The sequence below is a fragment of the Dyadobacter sp. UC 10 genome, from assembly GCF_008369915.1.
GTDB lineage: Bacteria > Bacteroidota > Bacteroidia > Cytophagales > Spirosomataceae > Dyadobacter.
On record NZ_VSRN01000001.1, the window covers coordinates 1,766,492 to 1,788,235 of the forward strand.

At 45.5% G+C, this 21,744-nt stretch carries 20 protein-coding genes; 10 read left to right on the plus strand and 10 right to left on the minus strand.

Annotated elements, in window-relative coordinates:
• Positions 1–67: 67 nt before the first annotated feature.
• Positions 68–391, minus strand: coding sequence for a hypothetical protein (locus FXO21_RS28940; protein ID WP_225865604.1), 324 nt, complete (start codon positions 389–391; stop codon positions 68–70).
• Between the two features lie 46 nt (positions 392–437).
• Between FXO21_RS28940 and FXO21_RS07015 the strand changes: the two genes are divergently transcribed.
• The 4 genes from FXO21_RS07015 to FXO21_RS07030 all read left to right on the plus strand — a co-directional run bounded on the left by FXO21_RS07015 (position 438) and on the right by FXO21_RS07030 (position 4,188).
• Positions 438–1,850 (plus strand): BamA/TamA family outer membrane protein, encoded by a 1,413-nt coding sequence (locus FXO21_RS07015; RefSeq protein WP_149639425.1) that lies wholly within the window; start codon positions 438–440, stop codon positions 1,848–1,850.
• 119 nt (positions 1,851–1,969) lie between these two features.
• Positions 1,970–2,563 carry a hypothetical protein gene (locus FXO21_RS07020; RefSeq protein WP_149639426.1) on the plus strand — a complete coding sequence of 198 codons (594 nt, stop codon included), beginning with the start codon at positions 1,970–1,972 and terminating at the stop codon, positions 2,561–2,563.
• 4 nt (positions 2,564–2,567) lie between these two features.
• Positions 2,568–3,275, plus strand: coding sequence for a peptidylprolyl isomerase (locus tag FXO21_RS07025; RefSeq protein WP_149639427.1), 708 nt, complete (start codon positions 2,568–2,570; stop codon positions 3,273–3,275).
• Between the two features lie 7 nt (positions 3,276–3,282).
• Positions 3,283–4,188, plus strand: a complete 906-nt coding sequence (locus FXO21_RS07030; protein WP_149639428.1) for an SDR family oxidoreductase — start codon at positions 3,283–3,285, stop codon at positions 4,186–4,188.
• Positions 4,189–4,194: 6 nt separating this feature from the next.
• Here FXO21_RS07030 and FXO21_RS07035 read toward each other — a convergent pair whose 3' ends face one another.
• The 6 genes from FXO21_RS07035 to FXO21_RS07055 all read right to left on the minus strand — a co-directional run bounded on the left by FXO21_RS07035 (position 4,195) and on the right by FXO21_RS07055 (position 10,822).
• Entirely contained in the window at positions 4,195–4,605 is a 411-nt protein-coding gene (locus tag FXO21_RS07035) for a Uma2 family endonuclease (RefSeq protein WP_225865605.1), read from the minus strand.
• Between the two features lie 12 nt (positions 4,606–4,617).
• Positions 4,618–6,264, minus strand: a complete 1,647-nt coding sequence (gene glgP, locus FXO21_RS07040) for an alpha-glucan family phosphorylase (RefSeq protein WP_149639430.1) — start codon at positions 6,262–6,264, stop codon at positions 4,618–4,620.
• Between the two features lie 89 nt (positions 6,265–6,353).
• Positions 6,354–7,481, minus strand: coding sequence for a multinuclear nonheme iron-dependent oxidase (locus tag FXO21_RS07045; protein WP_149639431.1), 1,128 nt, complete (start codon positions 7,479–7,481; stop codon positions 6,354–6,356).
• Between the two features lie 18 nt (positions 7,482–7,499).
• A complete protein-coding gene (locus FXO21_RS28715; protein ID WP_192579176.1) occupies positions 7,500–7,652 on the minus strand; it encodes a chryseobasin-related MNIO class RiPP peptide in 153 nt (50 codons plus the stop codon).
• A 267-nt stretch (positions 7,653–7,919) separates the two neighbouring features.
• Positions 7,920–10,049 (minus strand): carboxy terminal-processing peptidase, encoded by a 2,130-nt coding sequence (locus FXO21_RS07050; RefSeq protein WP_149639432.1) that lies wholly within the window; start codon positions 10,047–10,049, stop codon positions 7,920–7,922.
• Between the two features lie 14 nt (positions 10,050–10,063).
• Positions 10,064–10,822: an FKBP-type peptidyl-prolyl cis-trans isomerase gene (locus FXO21_RS07055; RefSeq protein ID WP_149639433.1), complete on the minus strand. Its 759-nt coding sequence runs from the start codon at positions 10,820–10,822 to the stop codon at positions 10,064–10,066.
• Positions 10,823–11,125: 303 nt separating this feature from the next.
• Here FXO21_RS07055 and atpA point away from each other — a divergent pair, with 303 nt between their 5' ends.
• The 4 genes from atpA (at position 11,126) to FXO21_RS07075 (ending at position 15,198) form a co-directional block, all read left to right on the plus strand.
• Positions 11,126–12,703, plus strand: a complete 1,578-nt coding sequence (gene atpA, locus FXO21_RS07060) for a F0F1 ATP synthase subunit alpha (protein WP_149639434.1) — start codon at positions 11,126–11,128, stop codon at positions 12,701–12,703.
• A gap of 90 nt (positions 12,704–12,793) precedes the next feature.
• Positions 12,794–13,678: an ATP synthase F1 subunit gamma gene (gene atpG / locus FXO21_RS07065; protein WP_149639435.1), complete on the plus strand. Its 885-nt coding sequence runs from the start codon at positions 12,794–12,796 to the stop codon at positions 13,676–13,678.
• A gap of 140 nt (positions 13,679–13,818) precedes the next feature.
• Positions 13,819–14,544, plus strand: a complete 726-nt coding sequence (locus FXO21_RS07070) for an outer membrane lipoprotein-sorting protein (RefSeq protein ID WP_149639436.1) — start codon at positions 13,819–13,821, stop codon at positions 14,542–14,544.
• A gap of 126 nt (positions 14,545–14,670) precedes the next feature.
• Positions 14,671–15,198 carry a YceI family protein gene (locus FXO21_RS07075; protein WP_149639437.1) on the plus strand — a complete coding sequence of 176 codons (528 nt, stop codon included), beginning with the start codon at positions 14,671–14,673 and terminating at the stop codon, positions 15,196–15,198.
• 183 nt (positions 15,199–15,381) lie between these two features.
• Here the strand turns inward: FXO21_RS07075 and FXO21_RS07080 are convergent, their stop codons facing one another.
• The 3 genes from FXO21_RS07080 to FXO21_RS07090 all read right to left on the minus strand — a co-directional run bounded on the left by FXO21_RS07080 (position 15,382) and on the right by FXO21_RS07090 (position 17,668).
• Positions 15,382–16,128, minus strand: coding sequence for a hypothetical protein (locus tag FXO21_RS07080; protein WP_149639438.1), 747 nt, complete (start codon positions 16,126–16,128; stop codon positions 15,382–15,384).
• Positions 16,129–16,219: 91 nt separating this feature from the next.
• Positions 16,220–16,786, minus strand: coding sequence for a hypothetical protein (locus FXO21_RS07085; RefSeq protein WP_149639439.1), 567 nt, complete (start codon positions 16,784–16,786; stop codon positions 16,220–16,222).
• Positions 16,787–16,903: 117 nt separating this feature from the next.
• Positions 16,904–17,668 carry a 3-keto-disaccharide hydrolase gene (locus FXO21_RS07090; protein WP_149639440.1) on the minus strand — a complete coding sequence of 255 codons (765 nt, stop codon included), beginning with the start codon at positions 17,666–17,668 and terminating at the stop codon, positions 16,904–16,906.
• 194 nt (positions 17,669–17,862) lie between these two features.
• Between FXO21_RS07090 and FXO21_RS07095 the strand changes: the two genes are divergently transcribed.
• Together FXO21_RS07095 and FXO21_RS07100 are read left to right on the plus strand one after the other, a co-directional pair.
• A complete protein-coding gene (locus FXO21_RS07095; protein WP_149639441.1) occupies positions 17,863–19,713 on the plus strand; it encodes a family 16 glycoside hydrolase in 1,851 nt (616 codons plus the stop codon).
• A gap of 29 nt (positions 19,714–19,742) precedes the next feature.
• A complete protein-coding gene (locus FXO21_RS07100; RefSeq protein ID WP_149639442.1) occupies positions 19,743–21,704 on the plus strand; it encodes a c-type cytochrome in 1,962 nt (653 codons plus the stop codon).
• Positions 21,705–21,744: the final 40 nt, after the last annotated feature.

Genomic DNA, 21,744 nt, shown 5'->3' on the forward strand with positions numbered 1-21,744 from the left:
AGTCGCTTTCGGTTTCATAGTATTAAATAGGTAGTTGTTAAAAACATAGTTCAGATTAGTTACAGATTCATTTTTCTTGTTTTTGCTCCTCTTTCAGAAGCTGATTGAAGTAGGCCTCCAGAACCTCGGAATATTCCCGTTGCTGCTCCTCGCTTGTGATACCTGCCAGAAGCTCGGACAGTTCTTCCCCGGAAAGTTTGTTGCTTATGAGCTTCTCTATCAAAATTTCCACCCGGGAAAGTGACATGGCTTGGCTTGTTAGGTATGCCAAGAATACTGGCGTTGCGAAGGAATGGACTATTCTGCACAGATTGTTTTTTGGAGGTCTTTTCGTATCCTCCTTTCCACCTCCAAACATTCGCCTAACAACCTTTAATAAAATTTTCACCATATTCAGGCAAAGATTCGTTTCGGTTATGGAAACCAGGTTGTGAAGAATGTATTATAGAGGATTATATTTTTTGTTTTTGTTTCTGACCATTACCGGACACACTCATTCTCAGACTGTTGCTTCTGACAGCACAGACAATGTCGTTATAGGCGAAATCAAAGTAGAAGGCAACCACAAAACGCGCAGTAGCATTATTCTCCGCGAGATCGACATCCGGAGCGGCGATACGCTATCCATTGTGCTTTTAAAGGAAAAGCTGGAAATTGACAGAAGGAAGGTTGTGAATACCAACCTTTTTATCACCGTTGAAATGCTGACGCAGCCGAATGCCGACTCTGTTCATACGGATGTCCGTATAGTGGTGAAAGAAAGGTGGTACCTCATTGCACTCCCCGTCTTCCAGCTGGCCGACAGGAATTTCAATGAATGGTGGTACGAGCGAAAACGGGATCTTTCAAGAACTACCTATGGCGCTTACCTGAGCTATGGTAATGTAACAGGAAGGGCAGATAAATTGCGTTTTCTGGCAGAGTTCGGCTTTATCCCCAAATTTGAGATTGCCTATTCGTTACCCTATCTGGATAAAGCGCAAAAAACCGGTATCACAATCGGTTCCTCCTACTCTATTAATAAAACGACCGCATTCCGAACCTGGCGCGACAAGCTCCAATATCTCAATAGCGAAGAAGTGAACAGGCAGCGTTTTTACAGCTATGTGAGCCTGACCCGCCGAAACAAATACTATACTTTCCACTCACTGGACCTGAGATGGAGCCATACCCGGATCTCCGACACGATTGCAATACTTAATCCAAACTATATGCTGGATGGCAAAAAGAAGCAGCAATTCCTGCAACTTACCTATTCATTCAGCTATGACAAAAGGGATCATGTACAATATGCACTGCAAGGACAGACCTTCGGTTTTCAGGTCTCCAAGCTCGGCTTACTCCCTACCGATGACGTTAATACACTTTATGTCTATGGTTCCTTCCGCAAATTTGTCCCCCTTGGCAAGAAGTTCTTTTTCAATACCGGGTTCAGAGGCAGGCTTTCATTTCCTAAGCGACAACCTTATCTGCAAACGATCGGGCTGGGTTACAGGAACGACCTGGTGCGCGGATATGAGCTATATGTTGTGGATGGACAAGATTACGCTTTGCTTAAAAACGAGTTCAAATACCGGCTCTTTTCAATTCAAAAGCATTTTTCATTTATTCCAATCCGCCAGTTCAACACAATACCGCTGGCCTTGTATATCAACACGTTTGCCGACGCAGGCTACGTTAAAAACAGTTACCCCGAGTTTAGCAATACGAAACTGGGCAATTCGATGCTCTATGGTGCCGGAGCAGGACTCGACCTCGTCACTTTTTATAATATTGTGACAAGATTTAATTTCACATTGAATGCACAGGGAGAGAAAAGATTCTTTTTCAACGTTTCAAGAGAGTTTTAAACGGATTTTCTAAAACCGGATTTATAGTTAATTTGCATTAACACGAAGAAATGCCCTGCAAAGGCATGACTATTTTACCGCACATAAAACCTAACTGGATGAACAAAAAGTCTACTCTCATGAAAAGTTGTAAAATCTGGGCCGGCGCAATACTCGTTACACTTGCAATAGGAGCTTGTGATACTAAAACGAATGAAAAAACGGAACAAACGCCTGATTCGGCTGTAATAGAGCAACCTGCCCCGGCTGACCTGAACAGCGACCAGTCTGCCCTGCTCGAAACGATATTAGGTACTTCCGAAGCACCCGGAGAAACTGTCCTGCGGGGCGTATCTTTTGGCGATCCGGTAAATAAAGTCAAGGCGGCGGAAACTTTTGAAATGTTCGAAGAAGCACCCGACCACCTGGGTTACACACAGGAAACCGCCCAGCTTGAAACGATCGACGTGCAGTATTTTTTTGGGACCGATAAAAAAGTCAACAAAATTACTGTAGACGTATATTTAAACAGTCCCGGAGCAACAAAGCAGCTTTGGAAAGCCGGACATCATTATTTCAGCGAGAATTATGGCGCTCCGAAAGAGGAATCAAAGAAAACAATCTGGAATAACAAATCTGTGCGGGTGAATATGGAAGACGTTTCCGAAGGCAAGGATTATGGTCTGAAATTCCAGTTTTTCCCGACAAACAAAAATGTATTGGCCGCAAATTAGTATTATGAAAACCAACCGTTCGATTATCCTGGCATTGCTATGCCTTTTGTCTCTTCATGTTTCTGCTCAAAAAAAATCAAAAAAAGACGAGGTAATAACCATTACAACCAGCGAGGGGACCATGCGATTTGTCTTATTTGATGAGACCCCGAAGCATAAGGAAAACTTTTTAAAACTTACGAAAGATAATTTCTACGACGGGTTGCTTTTTCACCGGGTGATCGATGATTTCATGATCCAGGGAGGAGATCCGGAATCCAGGAATGCCAAACCTGAAGACAATCTGGGAAAAGGCGATAACGGTTATAAAATTCCGGCAGAATTCAATCCAAAATTATACCATCAGAAAGGCGCACTCGCTGCTGCCAGAGATAACAATCCTGCGAAAGAATCGAGCGGATGTCAGTTTTATATAGTCGAAGGCCGGAAATGGAGCAAAACTGACCTGGATAAACAGGCTGCCCGCGCTGCGAGAAAATTGACGGATGCACAACGAAAAGTTTACGAAACCGTAGGTGGTACACCACATCTGGACGGCTCCTATACCGTTTTTGGTCAACTTATCGATGGAATGGAGGTAATCGACAAAATTGCCTCCATTGAAAAGAACGAGCGAGACCGCCCGGAAAAAGATGTCTCTATGAAAGTTTCGGTCAAAAGCATGAAAAAGAAAAAGATCACCAAGAAATACGGCTGGAAATACGAAGCTTAGCAGATCTTTGAAACAGAAAAAGATACTCATCACCGGCTCAAACGGACTTTTGGGCCAGAAATTGATCGAACTGCTGGTCACAGAGGCGGCTATACTTGCTTTCGCTTCGGCCAAGGGTGATAACCGCCTGCCATTTCACGAGGGCTACCACTATGTTGAAATGGACGTTACCGATGCGAGGAAGGTGGAGGAAGTAGTCGCGGAAATTCGGCCGGATGTGATCATCCATACTGCGGCGATGACGAATGTGGATCAATGCGAATTGGAAAAGGAAGCCTGCTGGCGGCTTAATGTAACTGCGGTAGGAATCCTGATCGAAGTGTGCAGAAAGCACGACGTCTTTTTGCAACACCTTTCGACTGACTTTGTATTTGACGGGAAATCAGGGCCTTATGTTGAAGAAGATGTACCCAATCCGATCAGCTTCTACGGATGGAGCAAGTATGCAGCGGAGAAGGCAATAATAAGCTCGGACATCAGGTTTGCGATTACCCGGACAGTGCTCGTATATGGCATAGCGCACGATATGAGCCGCAGTAATATCATCCTTTGGGTCAAAAAATCGCTGGAAGAGGGGAAACTGATTAAAGTTGTAACGGACCAGTACCGCACTCCTACGCTTGCGGAAGATCTGGCGACTGGCTGCTACTTGATCGCTTTAAAAGAAGCAGAAGGGATATTTCACATTTCGGGAAAAGACTTTCTGACTCCATACGACATGGCGGTTATGGCCGCTCGGCACTTTAATCTCGATCAATCCCTGATATCGCCAACCGATGCCTCAGCATTCACCCAACCAGCCCGTCGCCCGCCACGCACCGGATTTGATCTTACCAAAGCAAGAACAATCCTGGGTTACGAGCCTCATTCATTTCAGGAAGGGATTGAGCTTGTAGCGAGGCAAATAGGTTAATCATAATCAGGAGTTTTCAATCTCATGCAGATTGATTTCAAAACCGGGAAATAAAGGCTCACCGGAAAGCTGGAAATCAAAGTGGTGATGTTCTATTACAGGCAGGTCGGGCTGATAGATGTAAACCTTCTGATTAAACCGGTCGATCAACCAACTCAGCTCACAACCATTTTCCACATACTCCTGCATTTTGTTTTTGAGAAATTTCACGCTGTCTGATTTGGATCGCACTTCGATCACGAAATCCGGGCAAATATGCGCGAATTTTTCTTTATCATTGCCTGGTAGAGCTGCCCACTTTTCCAGCCTGATCCAAGAGAAATCAGGTGATCGCACTGCACTGTTTGGTAAAGTAAATCCGGCCGAAGAATCAAACACTTTACCCTTAATTCCTTTTTGCAACAGCCAGCTGCCCAAGTAAATCGACGGCTAGTACAACTTTTCATAATACTCCCGCGCCATTCTATCTGAGTTGAATTCGACGCTGACATCGTTCATACTGTTTAATACCATTTGCCGCCATTTATCCTGGCCGTTGTAGTAGGTGGGTATTACCTCGCGTTCCAGCTTCTCCATCAGGTTGTCGCAATCCTGTTTGTTGATATCCTCTCCCTTCGCGACGGGCAGCAAAAATGAATTTTCACCGTCTTTCGAAAATTCGCAGATCCAGCCGTCAAATGTAGACAGGTTCAGGGAAGCATTCATAGCGGCCGTCATCCCGCTTGTGCCGGAAGCTTCGCGGGTTACGACGGGATTATTTAACCAAACATCGGAACCATCTTTCAACAGTTTGGACAATGCCAGTTCATAGCCCGTCAGCACCGCCATATTAGGAAAAAGGTGACTGAGGTAAAATAAATGATTGAATGTATTTACAGCGCCTTCGTCTTTCGGGTAAGGCTTCCCTGCCCAGATCACCTGTACCGGCTGCCCGGTATTTTGCATCATACGTGTAAACCGTTGCAGGTCCCAGACCAGCATGTCAGGCCTTTTGTAAGCCGCAAAACGCCTCGCCCACACGATCGTAAGCACATTTGGGTCAAATATTTTCCCGCACTGATCCGCTACCGTTTTAAAGAGAACAGTTTTTAATTCCTTTTTACGGGCTGCTATCCGGTCGGTGTCTTTAGTAAGACGTGCCTCTTCCAGCTCTTTATCAACCCAATAGGTATTGTTTTGCGCATTGGTGATGTGATCAATCGGCGCAATCTTCGGATGCGCTTTCCACATTTCACGGGAGACTTCGCCGTGCAGTTTGGAAACACCATTCGCTTTTCGGCTCAAGCTTAACGCGGCCAGTGAATGATTGAAGATATTATCCTTTACGCCGCTGATCTTACGAACGGTTTCAAGATCCAGTCCTGAGAAAAAACCCAACTTTTCCAGGAAATGTATCTCATGTTTTTCATTGCCGGCCTCTTCCGGTGTGTGTGTCGTGAATACCACCCGCTTTTTCACGTCGGCTACTTTTTTATATTTTTTATACAAACTGAATATAGCCGAAACTGCGTGCGCCTCGTTGAAATGATACACTTCGGGTTCATATCCAAGCGCTTCCAAAAGCTTTGCGCCGCCCATTCCCAAAACCATGCACTGCGCCACTTTATAGGTCACATCCGCATCGTATAGCGAATAACTGATCGCCCTGGTAGTTTCGTCATTTCCATCCGTATCGGTTGTGAGCAGGAAAAGCGGAGCCGATTTAAATACTTCCGGATCGAGGTAATAGGCAGCTACCCAAACTTGTTTCCCCAGAATCGGGAGCTGAAACCGGATCGTAGTATCTTTCAAAAACGAATACATCTTCTCCCGGAATTCCGGTTGCATACTTCCGTCTTTTTTTCGTCCCTGGTCATAATACCCGTATTTCCACAACATTCCGACACCGATCAGGTTTTGTTTCAATGCATACACACTGCGCATATGCGAGCCTGCCAGGAAACCGAGTCCGCCGGAATAGATTTTCAACGCCTGGTCGACGGCGAATTCCATGGAAAAATAGGCTACTGACTTTTTAAATTTTGGGTCCGGTGTAAATGGATGCTTGTAAGGAAGTGAAAATGTGGATTGTGACATCAGAAGGTGTTTTGGTTGAAAAACGAAAAGCCTAAGCTTCTGCTGTGATCAGGCTACAAAATTGTGCCATGAATATAGGAAACGCATTCCTAAAATCCGTCTTTCCATTTCCGGGCGATGTCCATTGCCGTTTTCAGCATGTGCGGCTGCCACTGATCAATATGCCAGTCGCTGTTTTTTAGATCAGAAGCATTCAGCATACCACGAGCGTGATCGAGGTTAGATGCATTCTCTAAAATGGCAGACAATTGCATTTGCTGCTTTGCAAGTAAAAGATCCTCTACCGGTTTGCTATGGAGCGGAAATGTAGCAGGCGGAAGAAACGAATTGACTGGAACAGGCGGAAAATTCTCTTCAAAAGACTTCACAATATGACTCATTTGAAGAAAATCCTGTTGAAAAAGATATTGTTTCTCTCCTGAATCCAGTGCAGTACCCAGCTGCTCCATCACTACAAATTTCAGGTTCGGGCATTGAAGTAATGCTTTTTCAAGATATTTAAAAACCACCTCCGGAACTGCTTCGTCATGGGTATCCCTTCTTACGGGCCTATTCGCCGTTCCGTTGTCCCAGCTGCCGCCCGAAATATGGATTTCCCGGACGCGTTCCAAAGGATAGCAGGAAAGCATTTGTTCAAAGTGGATATTGAAATTGTGGCACTGGCAGTACAAATTGTGCAGGTCGAGGATAATGAAACCGTTGACACTTTCTACTAATTGATTGAGAAAGTCCCCATGCCGCCTGACCTCCTCGTAGGAATAAGAGAATGCCAAATTTTCCAGGCCTACCGGACAATTACAGGCATCCTGGATCCGCGCCAGTCGGTCTTGCCCGATCGCGAGCGTCGATTGATTAAAGGGAATACCAAGCGGCGCGCCTTTGTGAAAATCTGCGCCGGTCATGAATCCGAAATGCTCTGAGACATGATCGAAACGGAATTCACCGGACAATTTGCGGAGCTGATCCAGCCAGTTCTGCTGATCCTGCGACCATTTCCCCGAAAAGAGCGAGAAATAGACACCATGGCCAATCAGGCGATTGTGGTCGCTGAACTCTTTCACCAGTTCTATAAACCAGTCAGGTATTGTACCGACTTTAAACAGTGAGTCAAACGACCACTCGATCGCCTCCACCATTTCCATTTCAAATAACGGAAAGGCAGCTTGCAGGATATGTACATCCAGGTTACACGCAATTGCAGAAAAGATCCGGGACATAAATCAGTACTAAACGGATCAGCCCATTCCGCAAGCCGGGCAGGAACCCATTGTTTTGGTATTGGTTTTTTTCTCTTTTTCCGGCTTGATGTCACTGTCGGCACAGGCAGTAATTGTGCTCAGTGCGACTGCGATCGCTACGGCCTGAAGAACTGGCTTGGAGATTTTCATGGTATAGGCTGAATAAGGTGAATTGGAATATCTGCTAGATTGAAATTCACGCATATTCGTTGTAACCGCAGGTATTTCTTTAACAAATGATACCTGACCGTCATTCGCCGTTCCACAAAAAAATGGCTGAATAATCATTCGCAAAATGAATTATTCAGCCATTATCTTTTTGGATGCTCGAAGAGAGTTAACCAGCGTGTGGTTTGCTGCTACGGATGACCTGCCAGCCCCGCATGTAAGCAATGATGAAGGGCAGACTATATAATCTTATTGTTTCTTTTTAGTCCCTGCGAAACTTGGCTCCTTGGATATTACAATCAGATCAGCCAGCATTCTGCCGGTTTCCGTCAGGTAAATGTCCTTTTTCTTTTTGGCCTCTTTCGGTGCCTCAACTGCTTTTGGATCAGCATCCTCGTCCTCTTCCCCATCTGTGGTATCTTCCCCCAGTTGTTTCATTGCAGCCCTTTTCTTCTCAGCCTCATCCCTCTCGACCTTTCTTTTGGATTCCTGTAAAGAAACTATTTTATTTTCGCGGGCAGCTTTAAATTCTTCCAATGTTTTCGCCAGCGTTTTCAGCTCGTCGTCAGACTTTAACCGCTGCTTATACTTGTCACGAAGCTGGTCGATTACCTTCGGATTAATATTATTCGAAAGATCATATCGCGAAGATGGGATCTGATCCCAGGGTAATGCACTTGGCTGCGACCCTTCACCGTATTCATTTTCTTTGAAGGCAGTAGGCAATTCCAGATCCGGCATAACGCCTTTTAGCTGGGTGCTGCTTCCGTTGATGCGGTAAAATTTCGCAACGGTTAGTTTTACCTGTCCAAGCTGATCGGTTTCTTTAGGAACCCACTGGTTCAGATCAATCAGCGTTTGCACGGTACCTTTCCCGTAAGTTTGCTCGCCGACAATTATACCGCGCTTGTAATCCTGAATAGCGGCTGCAAAGATCTCGGATGCAGAAGCACTAAATCTGTTGACCATCACTGCCATCGGTCCGTCATATGCAATTGCAGGATCATTGTCAGACTGGACCTCTATTTCGCCCTGACCTTCTTTGACCTGTACAACCGGTCCCCTATTGATAAACAAACCTGTCAATGAAACAGCCTCAGTTAACGATCCTCCGCCGTTATTACGCAGATCAATCACAATACCATCCACATTGGAGGCCTGCAATTCTGTAATCAACTTCTGCACATCCCGGGTCGTGCTCGAAAACTCTTTTTCCTTGTGCTGGGCACCTTCGAAATCGCGGTAAAACAATGGAATATCGATTACACCGATTTTGAAATTTTTATTTGCATTGTTAATAGAGACGATCTCGCTTTTGGCCCGCTGCTCTTCCAATTTGATCTTTTCACGCACCAAACGATATTCTTTTGGAACAGAGCCCGGCAAAGCGTCTGCGGAAATTACCTGAAGACGAACTACTGTGGATTTTGGTCCTTTGATCAATTTCACTGCATCGTCGACAAACCAACCTACGATATCGACCATTTTGCCTTCATCACCTTGTGCAACCGCAACAATCTTGTCTTCCTTTTTAAGTTGCTTTCCTTTGAAAGCAGGGCCGCCAGGGATAACTTCTACGATCTTGATATAATTATCTTCCTCACGAAGCAACGCGCCAATCCCTTCCAGTGACTGGCTCATTTCCTGTTTGAAACGATCTGCGGAAGTTGGGGCCATGTAGCTGGTATGCGGATCCATTGATTCCGCGTAAGCATTCATAAACATTTGAAATACCTGCTCCGTACGAATACGGCCTAATGCACGGTCGCGATTTTTATACCGGTCGCGAAGTGTGGTGATTACTGCTGTATCTGCCTTCCCGGAAAGTTTAAGGTCAAGTGCCTCACTTTTCAGGTACTTACGCCAGGTATCGTTCAATTCATCGGTGTTCTTTGCCCAGGCAGCTTTTTCTCTGTCTGTATCCATGGACTCGTCCGTGTTGAAATCGAACGGTTTTGGCTGGCCCAGCAAGTTTTGGATATAGTCACTTCTCTCTTTATAACGCTTTCTGAACACATTATAAATTTGAAAAGGCACATCCAGTTCGCGTTTTTGGAGATAATCGTCGAAAGAATTTTTGTATTGTTCAAAATTCTTAAGATCCTCAGCCAGGTAATACAGCTTGCCGTGGTCTATCCCATCGATATATTTATCAAAGATGGCCACTGACAATGAATCGTTTAATTTGGTTTTTCTATAATGGTAACTAGACAAAATACGTGTCGTCAGCTCCTCCGCTTTGTATTGAGCAGGGATTGGCTTGATATCGTCCTCCATAGAGGTACCAACAGCAGGCACTGTCGTCGCATGATCCTGAACAGGGCCCCGTTGCCATCCGAGCAACACAACCGGAATAAGAGTGATTAAGTACTTTCTCATTGTTGAATGTTTTCCTATTTAACAATTTCCAATAATTCAACCTCGAATACCAAAGCAGAATAAGCGGGTATCTGAGGTCCTGCGGCGCGTTCGCCATAAGCAAGGTCGTAAGGAATGAACAATTTCCATTTCGAACCTACCGGCATTAATTGAAGAGCTTCTGTCCATCCTTTGATCACACCATTTACCGGAAACTCTACCGGCTCTCCGCGGTCAACCGAACTGTCAAAAATCGTTCCATTGGTCAATGTCCCGTGATAATGCGTCTTCACCTTGTCCGTTGCAGCGGGCTTAGGACCTTCACCGGCTTTGATAACTTCGTACTGCAAACCACTTTCAGTAGTCGTAACGCCGGTTCTCTTCTTATTTTCTTCTAAAAACTTCTCGCCTTCCTTCCGGACAACTGCTCCTTTCTCTTCCATTATCTTTTGAAAATAACTACCTATGAATGCATTGGCTTCATCTGCCGTGAATGCCGTTTTCCCACCTTTCAGCGCCGCATTGATTGTTTTTGTCAGCACTTCTGTATTAATATTTTCCACACCCTGGGCCGCCAGTGAGCCTGAGAAACTTACTCCGATCGCGGCTGATAAAGAATCCATTTGATTTTTGAGTACTAATGGGGTCGCAACTGCTTTTGTCGTTGCGGCCGGGGCCTTCTTCGCCGGGGCGGCCGGCTTGGTTGTTTTCTTGATAGTCTGTGCATTGCTTTCCGCTGTTACAAAAAATCCTAGTACCAACGCTGCCAAAATGGTTTTTTCTAATTTGTACATTATACTGATTGATGGACGATAAAATATTATTTTCAAGATATTAAGTGACATTAACGAATTCAATTACAACAAAAACACAAATAGTACCTAAAAAAGTTTTAAAAATGTTACTAAGGACTGATAAACGGTAAACAACGTTGCACAGGCCGGCAAGAGCGGTTCACTTGGAATAATCTAATTTATTCAGCTGCATTTATTCACAATTATACTGTTCCAAACATTCTGTTTTTACCAAAATTAAACACTACCTTTGCGGCAGTTTTCAAAAACTTACTACTATACTCTAAATAAGTCAATTATACTATGGTATCTGTTAGACCGGATGAAGTTTCGGCTATCCTGCGCGAACAACTCGCAGGCGCCAGATCAGAAGCAGAGCTCGAAGAAGTAGGAACAGTTCTTCAGGTTGGTGACGGTGTTGCCCGCATTTACGGACTCTCCCAGGTTCAGGCAGGTGAGCTGCTTGTTTTCGAGACAGGCCTCAAAGCCTTGGCTCTTAACCTGGAAGAAGACAATGTCGGAGCCGTTTTGCTTGGAGATTTCAGTGACATTAAGGAAGGTGCGACAGTGAAGCGTACGAAAGAAATTGCCTCCGTAAAAGTAGGAGACGGTATCATCGGACGCGTTGTCAACACCCTCGCTGAACCCATTGACGGGAACGGCCCTATTCTGGGGGACGTTTACGAAATGCCTATCGAGCGTAAAGCTCCTGGTGTTATTTACCGCCAGCCGGTAACTGAACCTCTTCAGACAGGTATCAAAGCGATTGATGCGATGATCCCCATCGGCCGCGGTCAGCGTGAGTTGATCATCGGTGACCGTCAGACTGGTAAAACAGCGGTGGCGATCGATACAATCATCAACCAGAAAGAATATTACGACAAAGGCGAGCCGGTTTTCTGTATTTATGTAGCCTGCGGCCAAAAAGCGTCGACTATCAAGGGAATCGAGGCGACTCTTCGCAAGTACGGTGCAATGGACTACACTGTAATCGTAGCTGCCGGTGCTTCTGACCCTTCTCCAATGCAATTTTACGCGCCATTTACAGGTGCTGCGATCGGAGAATATTTCCGCGATACTGGTCGTCCTGCATTGGTTATCTATGATGACCTTTCAAAACAGGCAGTTGCTTATCGTGAGGTTTCTCTGCTTCTTCGTCGTCCTCCGGGCCGTGAAGCTTATCCAGGTGACGTATTCTATCTTCACAGTCGTCTATTGGAGCGTGCTGCCAAGGTAATTGCTGACGATAGCATTGCTAAGAACATGAACGACCTTCCTCCTTCCTTGAAGGATATCGTAAAAGGTGGTGGTTCACTTACTGCGCTTCCGATTATCGAAACACAGGCTGGTGACGTTTCTGCATATATTCCTACGAACGTAATTTCTATTACCGACGGACAGATCTTCCTTGAATCCAACCTGTTCAACTCTGGTATCCGCCCCGCGATCAACGTAGGTATCTCGGTATCACGAGTGGGTGGTAATGCGCAGATCAAATCCATGAAGAAAGTATCCGGTACACTTAAACTGGATCAGGCACAATTCCGCGAATTGGAAGCTTTTGCAAAATTCGGCTCTGATCTGGATGCAGCTACCAAACTGGCAATTGATCGTGGCCGTCGTAACCAGGAAGTATTGAAACAACCTCAATACGCACCGGTTCCTGTTGAACAGCAGGTTGCTACTGTGTATGCTTCCACAAAAGGTTTGCTTGACAAAGTAGATGTAAACCGTGTTAAGGAATTTGAAAAAGACTTCCTGACAGTTCTGAGCAGTCAATACAAAGAGGCACTTGCTGCATTGCGTGCCGGTAAGCTGGACAACAGCGTTACCGATGTGATCGAAAAAGTGGCCAAAGAAGTAGCTGTTAAATACCAATAATAAAAATAAGGAGTCAGATGTTTCGTCTGGCTCCTCTCCTAATATATATCCACCGGTGCCTGCACCGGATATGTTTTAAACTTCCAACTAATGGCAAGCTTAAAAGAAGTACGTAGCCGAATCGTTTCGGTAAACTCTACGCAGCAGATCACTAAGGCAATGAAAATGGTTGCTGCCGCGAAATTGCGCAGGGCTCAGGACGGTATTATGCAAATGCGCCCCTACGCCCAAAAGTTGAGTGAAATGCTTGCAACTGTTTCTGCCGGAGCGGAAACTTCCGGAGACAGTCCATTGAAAGCAGTGCGCCCGGTAGCAAAAGTGCTCATCGTTGTGATCACTTCCGATCGCGGCTTGTGCGGTGCTTTCAATACGAATATTATCAAAGCCACTTTGGCACTAATTGACCAGAAATACGCTGAACAGGCTCGTAAGGGGAATGTTGAGATTTTTGCAATTGGTAAAAAAGGAGCTGAGTCACTCACCCGCCGGGGAATGCTTGTCAATATAGGATATACTGATCTTTTCGGGAGGTTGAGCTTTGTTAATGTGAAGCTTGCCGCTGAGGAAATCATGAAAGCTTTCACGGACGGTCGCTATGACGCGGTGGACCTGGTGTATAACGAATTTAAAAACGTAGCAACGCAGATCATTCACGCAGACCGGTACTTGCCGATCCCGACTGAAAACAAATCAGTTAATACTAAGAAATCCGAGGTTAACTATATTTTCGAACCGTCGGAGGAAGAAATTTTGACCGAGTTAATTCCAAAATCTCTGAAAATACAATTGTACAGAGCTGTACTTGAATCCAATGCATCTGAACAAGGCGCGAGGATGACGGCAATGGATAAGGCAACTGAAAATGCGCAGGAGCTTTTGAAAGATTTGAGGCTGGTTTACAACCGCACCCGTCAGGCCGCAATTACGAAGGAAATCCTTGAAATTGTGGGCGGAGCCGAGGCGTTGAAAAACTAAGAATCAGAACACTGAACATATTCAAAACGAGCGGACATATCAGTTCGCTCGTTTTTTTGTTGCTATATTTGAATCGAACTGGCTGCCTTTACAGCTTGACTATTAAATTACACGATCGACAAAAATTAACCTTATCCAAGATGACAAAAAGAACCTATTTAAGCATATTCCTGGTTTTAGCGGGTATTTTTCAGCCAATTCAGGCGCAGAACGTAGATGAGATTGTTGCGAAACATATCAAGGCGATGGGCGGGGAAGATAAATTGTCTAAACTGCAAAGCATGAAAATCACTGCCGAAATGGATGTGATGAATATGCAGGTACCGATTAATACAACCATCGTCCAAAACCAGGGTTTCAGAAGCGAGACTACTGTGCAGGGGGCGACAATCGTGCAAGCGATCAATGGCAATACCGGCTGGTCTATCAACCCGATGACCGGGCAGACCAAAGCCACTGCGCTTCCCGAAGAAGCGGTAAAGTCAATGGCGTCGGAAACCGACCTCACCGGTCTTTATAATTACAAACAAAAAGGATATCAGCTGGCACTCGATGGCGAAGAAGATCTGGCCGGAGCCAAAGTTTACAAGGTGACGATGACCTTGAAAAACGGTGTCAAAAGAGTTAACTACATTTCGAAAGACACTTTTTATATTCTCAAAATCATCGCAAAAACCAACGTGAACGGACAGGATGTAGAATCTGAAAACGTACAGTCTGATTTTCGCCAGGTCGACGGGATCTATTATCCTTTCATTTCCGAAGTGACTACTTCAGCAATGCCGGGTACCAAAGTGGCCTTGCGCATCAAAACCCTTGAAGTAAATCCAAAGATCGATCCGAGCATTTTCGCAATGCCGAATTAGGCTTTCCAAAAGCTTTTTGATAGTCCCGGATAAGTTATCCGGGATTTTTTTTGACACCAGGAAACCATTCTCTAAATTTACATGTATATACATTAAATGTTATTACATACATAACCGATACTTGCAATGGCTACTTCAACATGGGTGATTGACCCGACACATTCAGAAATTCAATTTAAAGTAAAGCACCTGGTAATTTCCACAGTGACAGGAGCTTTCAAAACTTTCGAGGGATCGGTAGAAACCGAAAACGAAGATTTCGACGGCGCAACAGTTTCATTTTCAGCTGATACAAACAGCATCGACACCAACCAGGCACAGCGTGACGAACATCTCAAATCAGGCGACTTCTTCGAATCAGCAAAATACCCTAAAATCTCCTTTACCGGAAAACTGGCAAAAGCAGGTTCTGACACTTATACATTAAAGGGAGATCTGACTATAAAGGGAACCACAAAACCGTTTGAATTCGCGGTTGAGTACGGTGGCAACATGACAGATTTTTATGGAAATAATAAATCCGGCTTTGAAGTTTCCGGTAAAATCAACCGGAAGGAGTTTGGATTGGAATGGAGCGCGGTGACAGAAGCGGGCGGCGTGGTAGTTGGTGATGACGTTAAGCTGATCGCCAATATCCAGATCGTTAAGCAATAATATTAAAGTAAACCAGTCTCTTCAAAGCGCGGACATTTTATGGCCGTTGCGAAACGTTAAATAATGGCTGAATAATCATTTAACAAATGAATTATTCAGCCATTATTTTTTTCAGGGTGTTCGAATAAGTTGACAATTATTCAGCTGACACCAATATAAAAACAGATAAAAAGTCTATTAATTTTAACCGCCGAACAACCTGGCCCAGAAACCTTTGGCCTTTGCTTTGGTTTCAACCGCCTTTTCGGAAGCAGTTTCTTTTAACTCCTCAAATTCTTCGGTTGCCCTGGCTTTTAGCTCCTCGGCTCTCACCTGCGCCTCAGCCAGTTTTTCGGCAGCAATTTCCTTAGCATCTTCAAATGCCCCGGCAGCATCTTCTTTCAGATCTTCGTATTTGTCCTGGGCAGCCTCTTTCCAATCAGCAGCCTTTTCTGAAATATTTTCAAAAAGATCACCCGCTTTTTCCTTAGCGGAGGCAACACCCAGTTCCACCTCATTTTGCAAACCTCCGAATGCAGATTTAGCTTCCTCTTTCTTTTCAGCTGCTACTTCCTTCACTTCTTCAACACGCTCAGCCGCATCTGCCTTCACCTCTTCCACTTCATCTGTCGCGTCTTCCTGCAATTCGGCAATCACTTCTTTAGACTCCTCTATCTTTGTTTCCGCTTCTGCTTTCAGATCTTCCGCAGTTTCGTACACTTCTGTTTTGATACCGTCGGCAGTATCTTCCGCGTCTGCAAGCGCGGATTCTGCTTTGACTTCCAGCTCGCTGGCAGTATCGGCAACGGTTTCCTTCGCATTATCCTTTATTTCTAATACCTCCTCCACGATCTCGTCCTTGGCTTCTGCGGTTGTAGCTTTGAGCTCTTCTGTTTTATTTTCCAGCGATTCGTCTGCATCTTCCGGAAGTGGTTTGTCATTTTCGGCCATGGGAAATAGGTTTAATGTAAGATAGTTGATACACAGAAATGGTAAGCTACAAAGGAGTTACGAACGTTGCAAGAAAACGAATGCGCTTTCTTCACTCTAACCTCCTAATCATCAATTTTTTAACCAACTCGTAAAAAGGCTCCGGCTGCAATGTGCGCCAGTTTCCGATTTGTAAAGTACCTCCGAAATTGATGTAATAGTCGAGCCGGAATTTTTTCCATTGCTCCTCCACATGCTCACGAAAATTCACCGCTGCGATCCAGCCGTCTTCAATGTCATCAAACCACTCGGAATAGTAATCATCCTCGCCGCCATGGAAATCCAGCAGATTTTCACCCATTAATATAAACTGGTTAATGCCCTCGTTCACAAGCGGGTCGACCACCTGCCTCTTCAGGAACATAATATCATTGTGCAGCGCGTCATTCCATTCCCCGAACATTTCGATGATCGCATATTTCTTGATATAATCCGCGAAAATGATCTTTACATATAGCGTCTCCGAGCCGATATCGTCCCAAAGCGGGTGGATATAGTAGCCGTAAATCGCATTTTCATAATAATCCAGATTGTAGGTCCGTCCATAAAACGGAGACCGCTCGTCGTGACTCGCTACATAATGTTTTTCCCAGTTGTAATAGGGTTCAAGCTCCTGCATAACCGCACTTTAATGGATATTTATTTCAATTTAATAAAAAAACAAAAAGGCTTAAACGATCCGGAAACCGTTTAAGCCTTTAAAATTATTATACCTGACCTGCCGGGCGCCGGGCGCTTACAATTCGCGGATCCAGATATTGCGGAAGCTTGTCGTATTGTTGTGGTCCTGCAATTTGATCGGCCCTTTTCCGTGCGGCTCGATAGTAGGCTGGCCAACATAAGGTGTGGTTCCCTGAATCATCGTATGATTTTGAACCAATACCCCATTGTGGATCACCGTAATATAAGGCGGAATCGTCATTTGACCGTCTTTGTTGAAATGCGGTGCCGTGTAAACTACGTCGTAAGTCTGCCACTCGCCCGGGCCGACAGAAGCATTAACCAGGGGCATTGTCTGCTTATAAATAGAACCCGCCTGTCCGTTCGAATAGGTTGCATTGTTATAGCTGTCGAGCACCTGCAATTCGTAGATACCCTGCATAAAGATCCCGCTGTTACCGCGGCCCTGCCCGTTGCCATCTACTTTCGCGGGGGTTCTCCACTCGATGTGCAGCTGGTAGTCGCCAAAGGTCTGTTTGGTTTGAATATCACCTGATTTAGGAGCTACGGTCATTGTGCCGTCCGCTATTGTCCAGGGAGCCGCTGCCTTACCGTCCTTACCTGAAACCCATGCATCCAGGTTTTTTCCGTCAAAAAGAACGATCGCATCAGAAGGAGCTGTAAATCCTGAAACCGCGGTGGAAGCTTTGCCAGGCGTTACTACCCGCGGTACCGGGCTCCACAATTCGCTCGATTCGGGAGTTTGTTTGGCAGGTTGCAATTGCGCGTGTGCGGCAAAGGCAGTAGCCAGGCTGAACGCGGTAAGAAATAATTTTTTCATTTTGAAATAAAACTGTTTTGGTCAGATAAAACTGATTGAAAAAGGCACAAGTGTGCACCGATTACCAAAAGTAGCAAGGTTAGCGATTCTCATCTAATTAAATGCAATTTTCCCGATTCTTATCACGTAATTTGCACCGCATTTCGGCGATCTGCGGCCGATGTTAATCAAAAACCTACCAAGCTTACCCAAGTATGTTTAAAACCACATGTTCATTTTTACAATTCATCGTTTGCGGCATAGCGATAATTGTAACTCAATCCGCCTATGCCCAGCAACCTATTCCTCTTGACAATCTCAGTGCATTTACTACCAAATCCAGCAACTGGAAAATCGTAGGCAATGCATCCGCTGACATTTCAAAAGAAAACGTTTTGATCACGACTCCCGGCAAAGGGGTATTGGCGTGTATTCATGAAAAAGGGAAGTATGGAAACCAGTTTGAGCTGATCTCTAATTTCAAGCACGGAGACCTCGATATTGAAATGGATTTCATGTTGGCCAAAGGTTCTAATTCAGGAATCTACCTGCAGGGGAATTATGAAGTACAGCTTTTCGACAGCTGGGGTAAAAAAGGCGCTAAATACAACGATTGCGGTGGTATTTACGAACGCTGGAACGATTCCAAGCCGGAAGGTGAAAAAGGATACGAAGGTTATGCGCCCCGTTTCAATGTAGCGAAAGCACCCGGACTGTGGCAGAATATTAAGATTTCTTACCAGGCGCCGCGTTTTGATGCCAACGGTAAAAAGGTTTCCAATGCTGTATTCCTTTCGATCGTATTGAATGGCGTTACAATCCACGAAAATGTGGAAGTGAGCGGCCCTACCCGCGGTTCACTGACAGCAGAAGACGTAGCAATGGGCCCGATCCGTATCCAGGGTGATCATGGTTCATTGGCAATCAAGAATATTGTGATCAATAATTTTGATAAAAAGCCAGGCACACTATCTGATCTGAGCTACAAAACCTACTATGGCGGTCTGTCTGAAACCGAAGATCTTTCAAAGCAGACTCCTGCCGAAACAGGCAAGTCGGAAGCATTGACCTGGGAGATACTGAAAGACAACAACAACTATTCTTACGTGTACACGGGCAGATACAATGTTCCGACCGCGGGAGATTATAACTTCAAACTGCAGGCTTCCGGAAATTCATATCTGAAAGTTGACGGCAAATTCGTGATCGACGCGCAATGGAAGAACAACAACGAGTTCCGCACTGGAACGGTGAACCTGAAAGAAGGCGATCACACGATCGAGATATTCAATAATAAAAGAGACGGCTGGATGCGTCCGGTGCTCGGACTTTGGGTAACCGGCCCTGGTTTCCGCGAAATGGCTTATCATACCAAAAGCTCGGCAATGCCAGCAGGCGCGACCGATCCTATCCTGATCACTGCCGGTACCAATACGATCACCCGCAGCTTTATGGATTACAAAACGGATGAAAAATCCAAAAGACAACGCATTGTACACGCAGTGTCTGTCGGCAGTCCTTCTAACCTGCATTATACCTACGATATGGACAAAGGAACCGTATTGCAGGTTTGGCGCGGCGAATTCCTGGATGCTACCCCGATGTGGCACGATCGCGGCGACGGCTCTTCCCGTCCGCGCGGAAGTGTGACCGTGCTGGGCGATGATATGCTGCTGGGTAAAGCGACGGGAAAAACGAAATGGGCTTCCGACACTACGGGCAGCGGTTACCGCCCGAAAGGTTATGTATTGGACGAGCAGAACATACCTACTTTCCAGTACCAGGCATTCGGCTCTACCGTAACCGACTATGTTTCGATCGTAAACAACCAGTATTTCGAGCGGATCGTGCGGGTGAACAACCCTGCCAAAGGACTTGTAGCCAAACTGGCGGACGGTTCCAATATCGAAAAGCTTTCGGACGTATTGTATGCTGTCGATAACAAATCGTACTACATCCAGTTGGCTGACAAAAACATGAAACCTGAAATCAGAAGTATTGAGGGACGCCAGGAGCTGCTTGTTCCGGTTTCCAATGGTGAAGTGAAATATTCCATCCTGTTCTGATCAAATCCTTTTTAGATACCTTGTTGATAATGAAAAAATTAATTCAGATAGCATTCATTTTCTTGGCTACACTTACTGTGCTTAAAGCGCAGGAGTCGCCCAAAGAAGAAGATTTTTACAAAATCATTACCCCACCTATTCCGGAAGGTATTATCCTGGAAGTAGGTGGACTGACCATGATGCCAAACGGCTCACTGGCAATCTCAACCCGCCGTGGCGAAGTTTGGATCGTGGATAACCCGACGAGCCGCACGCCTTTTTTCAGGAAGTTCGCGACGGGCTTGCATGAGATCCTCGGACTTGCATACAAGGAAGGTGCACTCTATTGCGCACAACGCGGCGAGCTGACCAAACTGATCGACAAAAATGGCGACGGAAAAGCGGACGTTTACGAAACCGTTTACCAATGGCCACTTTCAGGCCACTATCACGAATACTCTTTTGGACCAAAACTGGCACCGGACGGAAGCTTTTATGTAAGTGGTAACGTTGCATTCGGAGATGAAGAATGGTGGAGAGGCGAAAGCCGCGTGCCTACCAGAGGCTGGATTTTCCACATTACCAATGATGGCAAATACGAACCCTATGCAACGGGAGTTCGCTCCCCGGCAGGTATCAGCATGCTGAACGGCGAGCTGTTCTATACCGACAACCAGGGTGACTGGATGGGAACCGGCGCGATTTTCCAGGTTAAAAAAGGCGGATTCATGGGTCACCCGGCCGGTTTGAAATGGGCCGGACTTCCCAACTCACCTGTTAAGCTGACTGAAAAGCAATTTTTTGCCGAAAGAGATAACCGCCAGCACAAAGACGCAAACGGACGTGCGATCAAGCCAGAGAACACGATGAACGAAACACCCCAGTTTTTATATCAGTTGAAGGAAAAATATGATATGGTTCAGCTGCCGGCTGTTTGGCTTCCTTACGGTGTGCACGGAGTATCTACTTCCGAGCTGATCCTGGACGATACAAAGGGCGGATTCGGTCCATTTACCGGCCAGGTTTTTGTGGGCGATCAGGGCCAGAGCAATATCATGCGTGTGGTTTTGGAAAAAGTAAAAGGTGAATATCAGGGTGCTAGCATTGGTTTCCGCAGCGGATTCCAGTCTGGTGTGTTAAGAATGGCGTTTGACAAGGACGGATCGATGTTCGTGGGAGAAACAAACCGCGGCTGGGGTTCAGCCGGCGATGCTAACCAGGGTTTGCAGCGTCTGGTATGGAATGGCAAAATGCCTTTTGAAATGTATACTGTAAAAGCACAGCCTGATGGCTTTGAAATTGAGTTCACCATGCCTGTGGATCGCAAATCGGCAGAAGATCTGGATTCTTACAAAGTAAGCAGCTACCTGTACAAGCATTACCCTGTGTACGGAAGTCCTCCTATTAATATGGAAGATGTAAAAATCACAGGCGTGAAAGTTTCTGACGACAACAAGAAAGTCCGCATTGTGCTGGATGGAATGAAACAGTATTACGTTCACAAGATCTCTCTGGAAGGGGTAAGAGCGGCTACAAACAGCTGGTCACTTGTACATGCCGATGCTTACTATACGTTAAATAATATTCCTGACGGCGAAAAACTGAAAGTATCTGAACTGAAAACTACCCGTTCTGGAGGGACCCGTTCCGGCAATGCTTCGGCTTCTGTTTCAACAGCTACAGAAAAAGAACACGTTTCTCCCGATGGAAAAGATAAACCAGCCACCGGCACGAAAGGCGGCGTAGCGAAAGCGCCGACCTTTGAGGAGGTAAAACCGATCTTGCAAAGAAATACTTGCCTGGCTTGTCACACAACCGACAAAAAGGTAGTTGGACCGTCTTATCTGGATGTTGCAAAACGCAAGTACACCAATGAAAAGATCGTGGATCTGATCTACAATCCAAAGCCTGAAAACTGGCCGGATTATGCAACTCCAATGCCTCCAATGCCACAGGTTCCGAAGGCCGACGCGATGAAGATCGCAGCCTGGATTAACTCTCTTGCGAAATAAAAAGCATTTATATTACTGATCAAGTTTGAAAAGGTTGCCT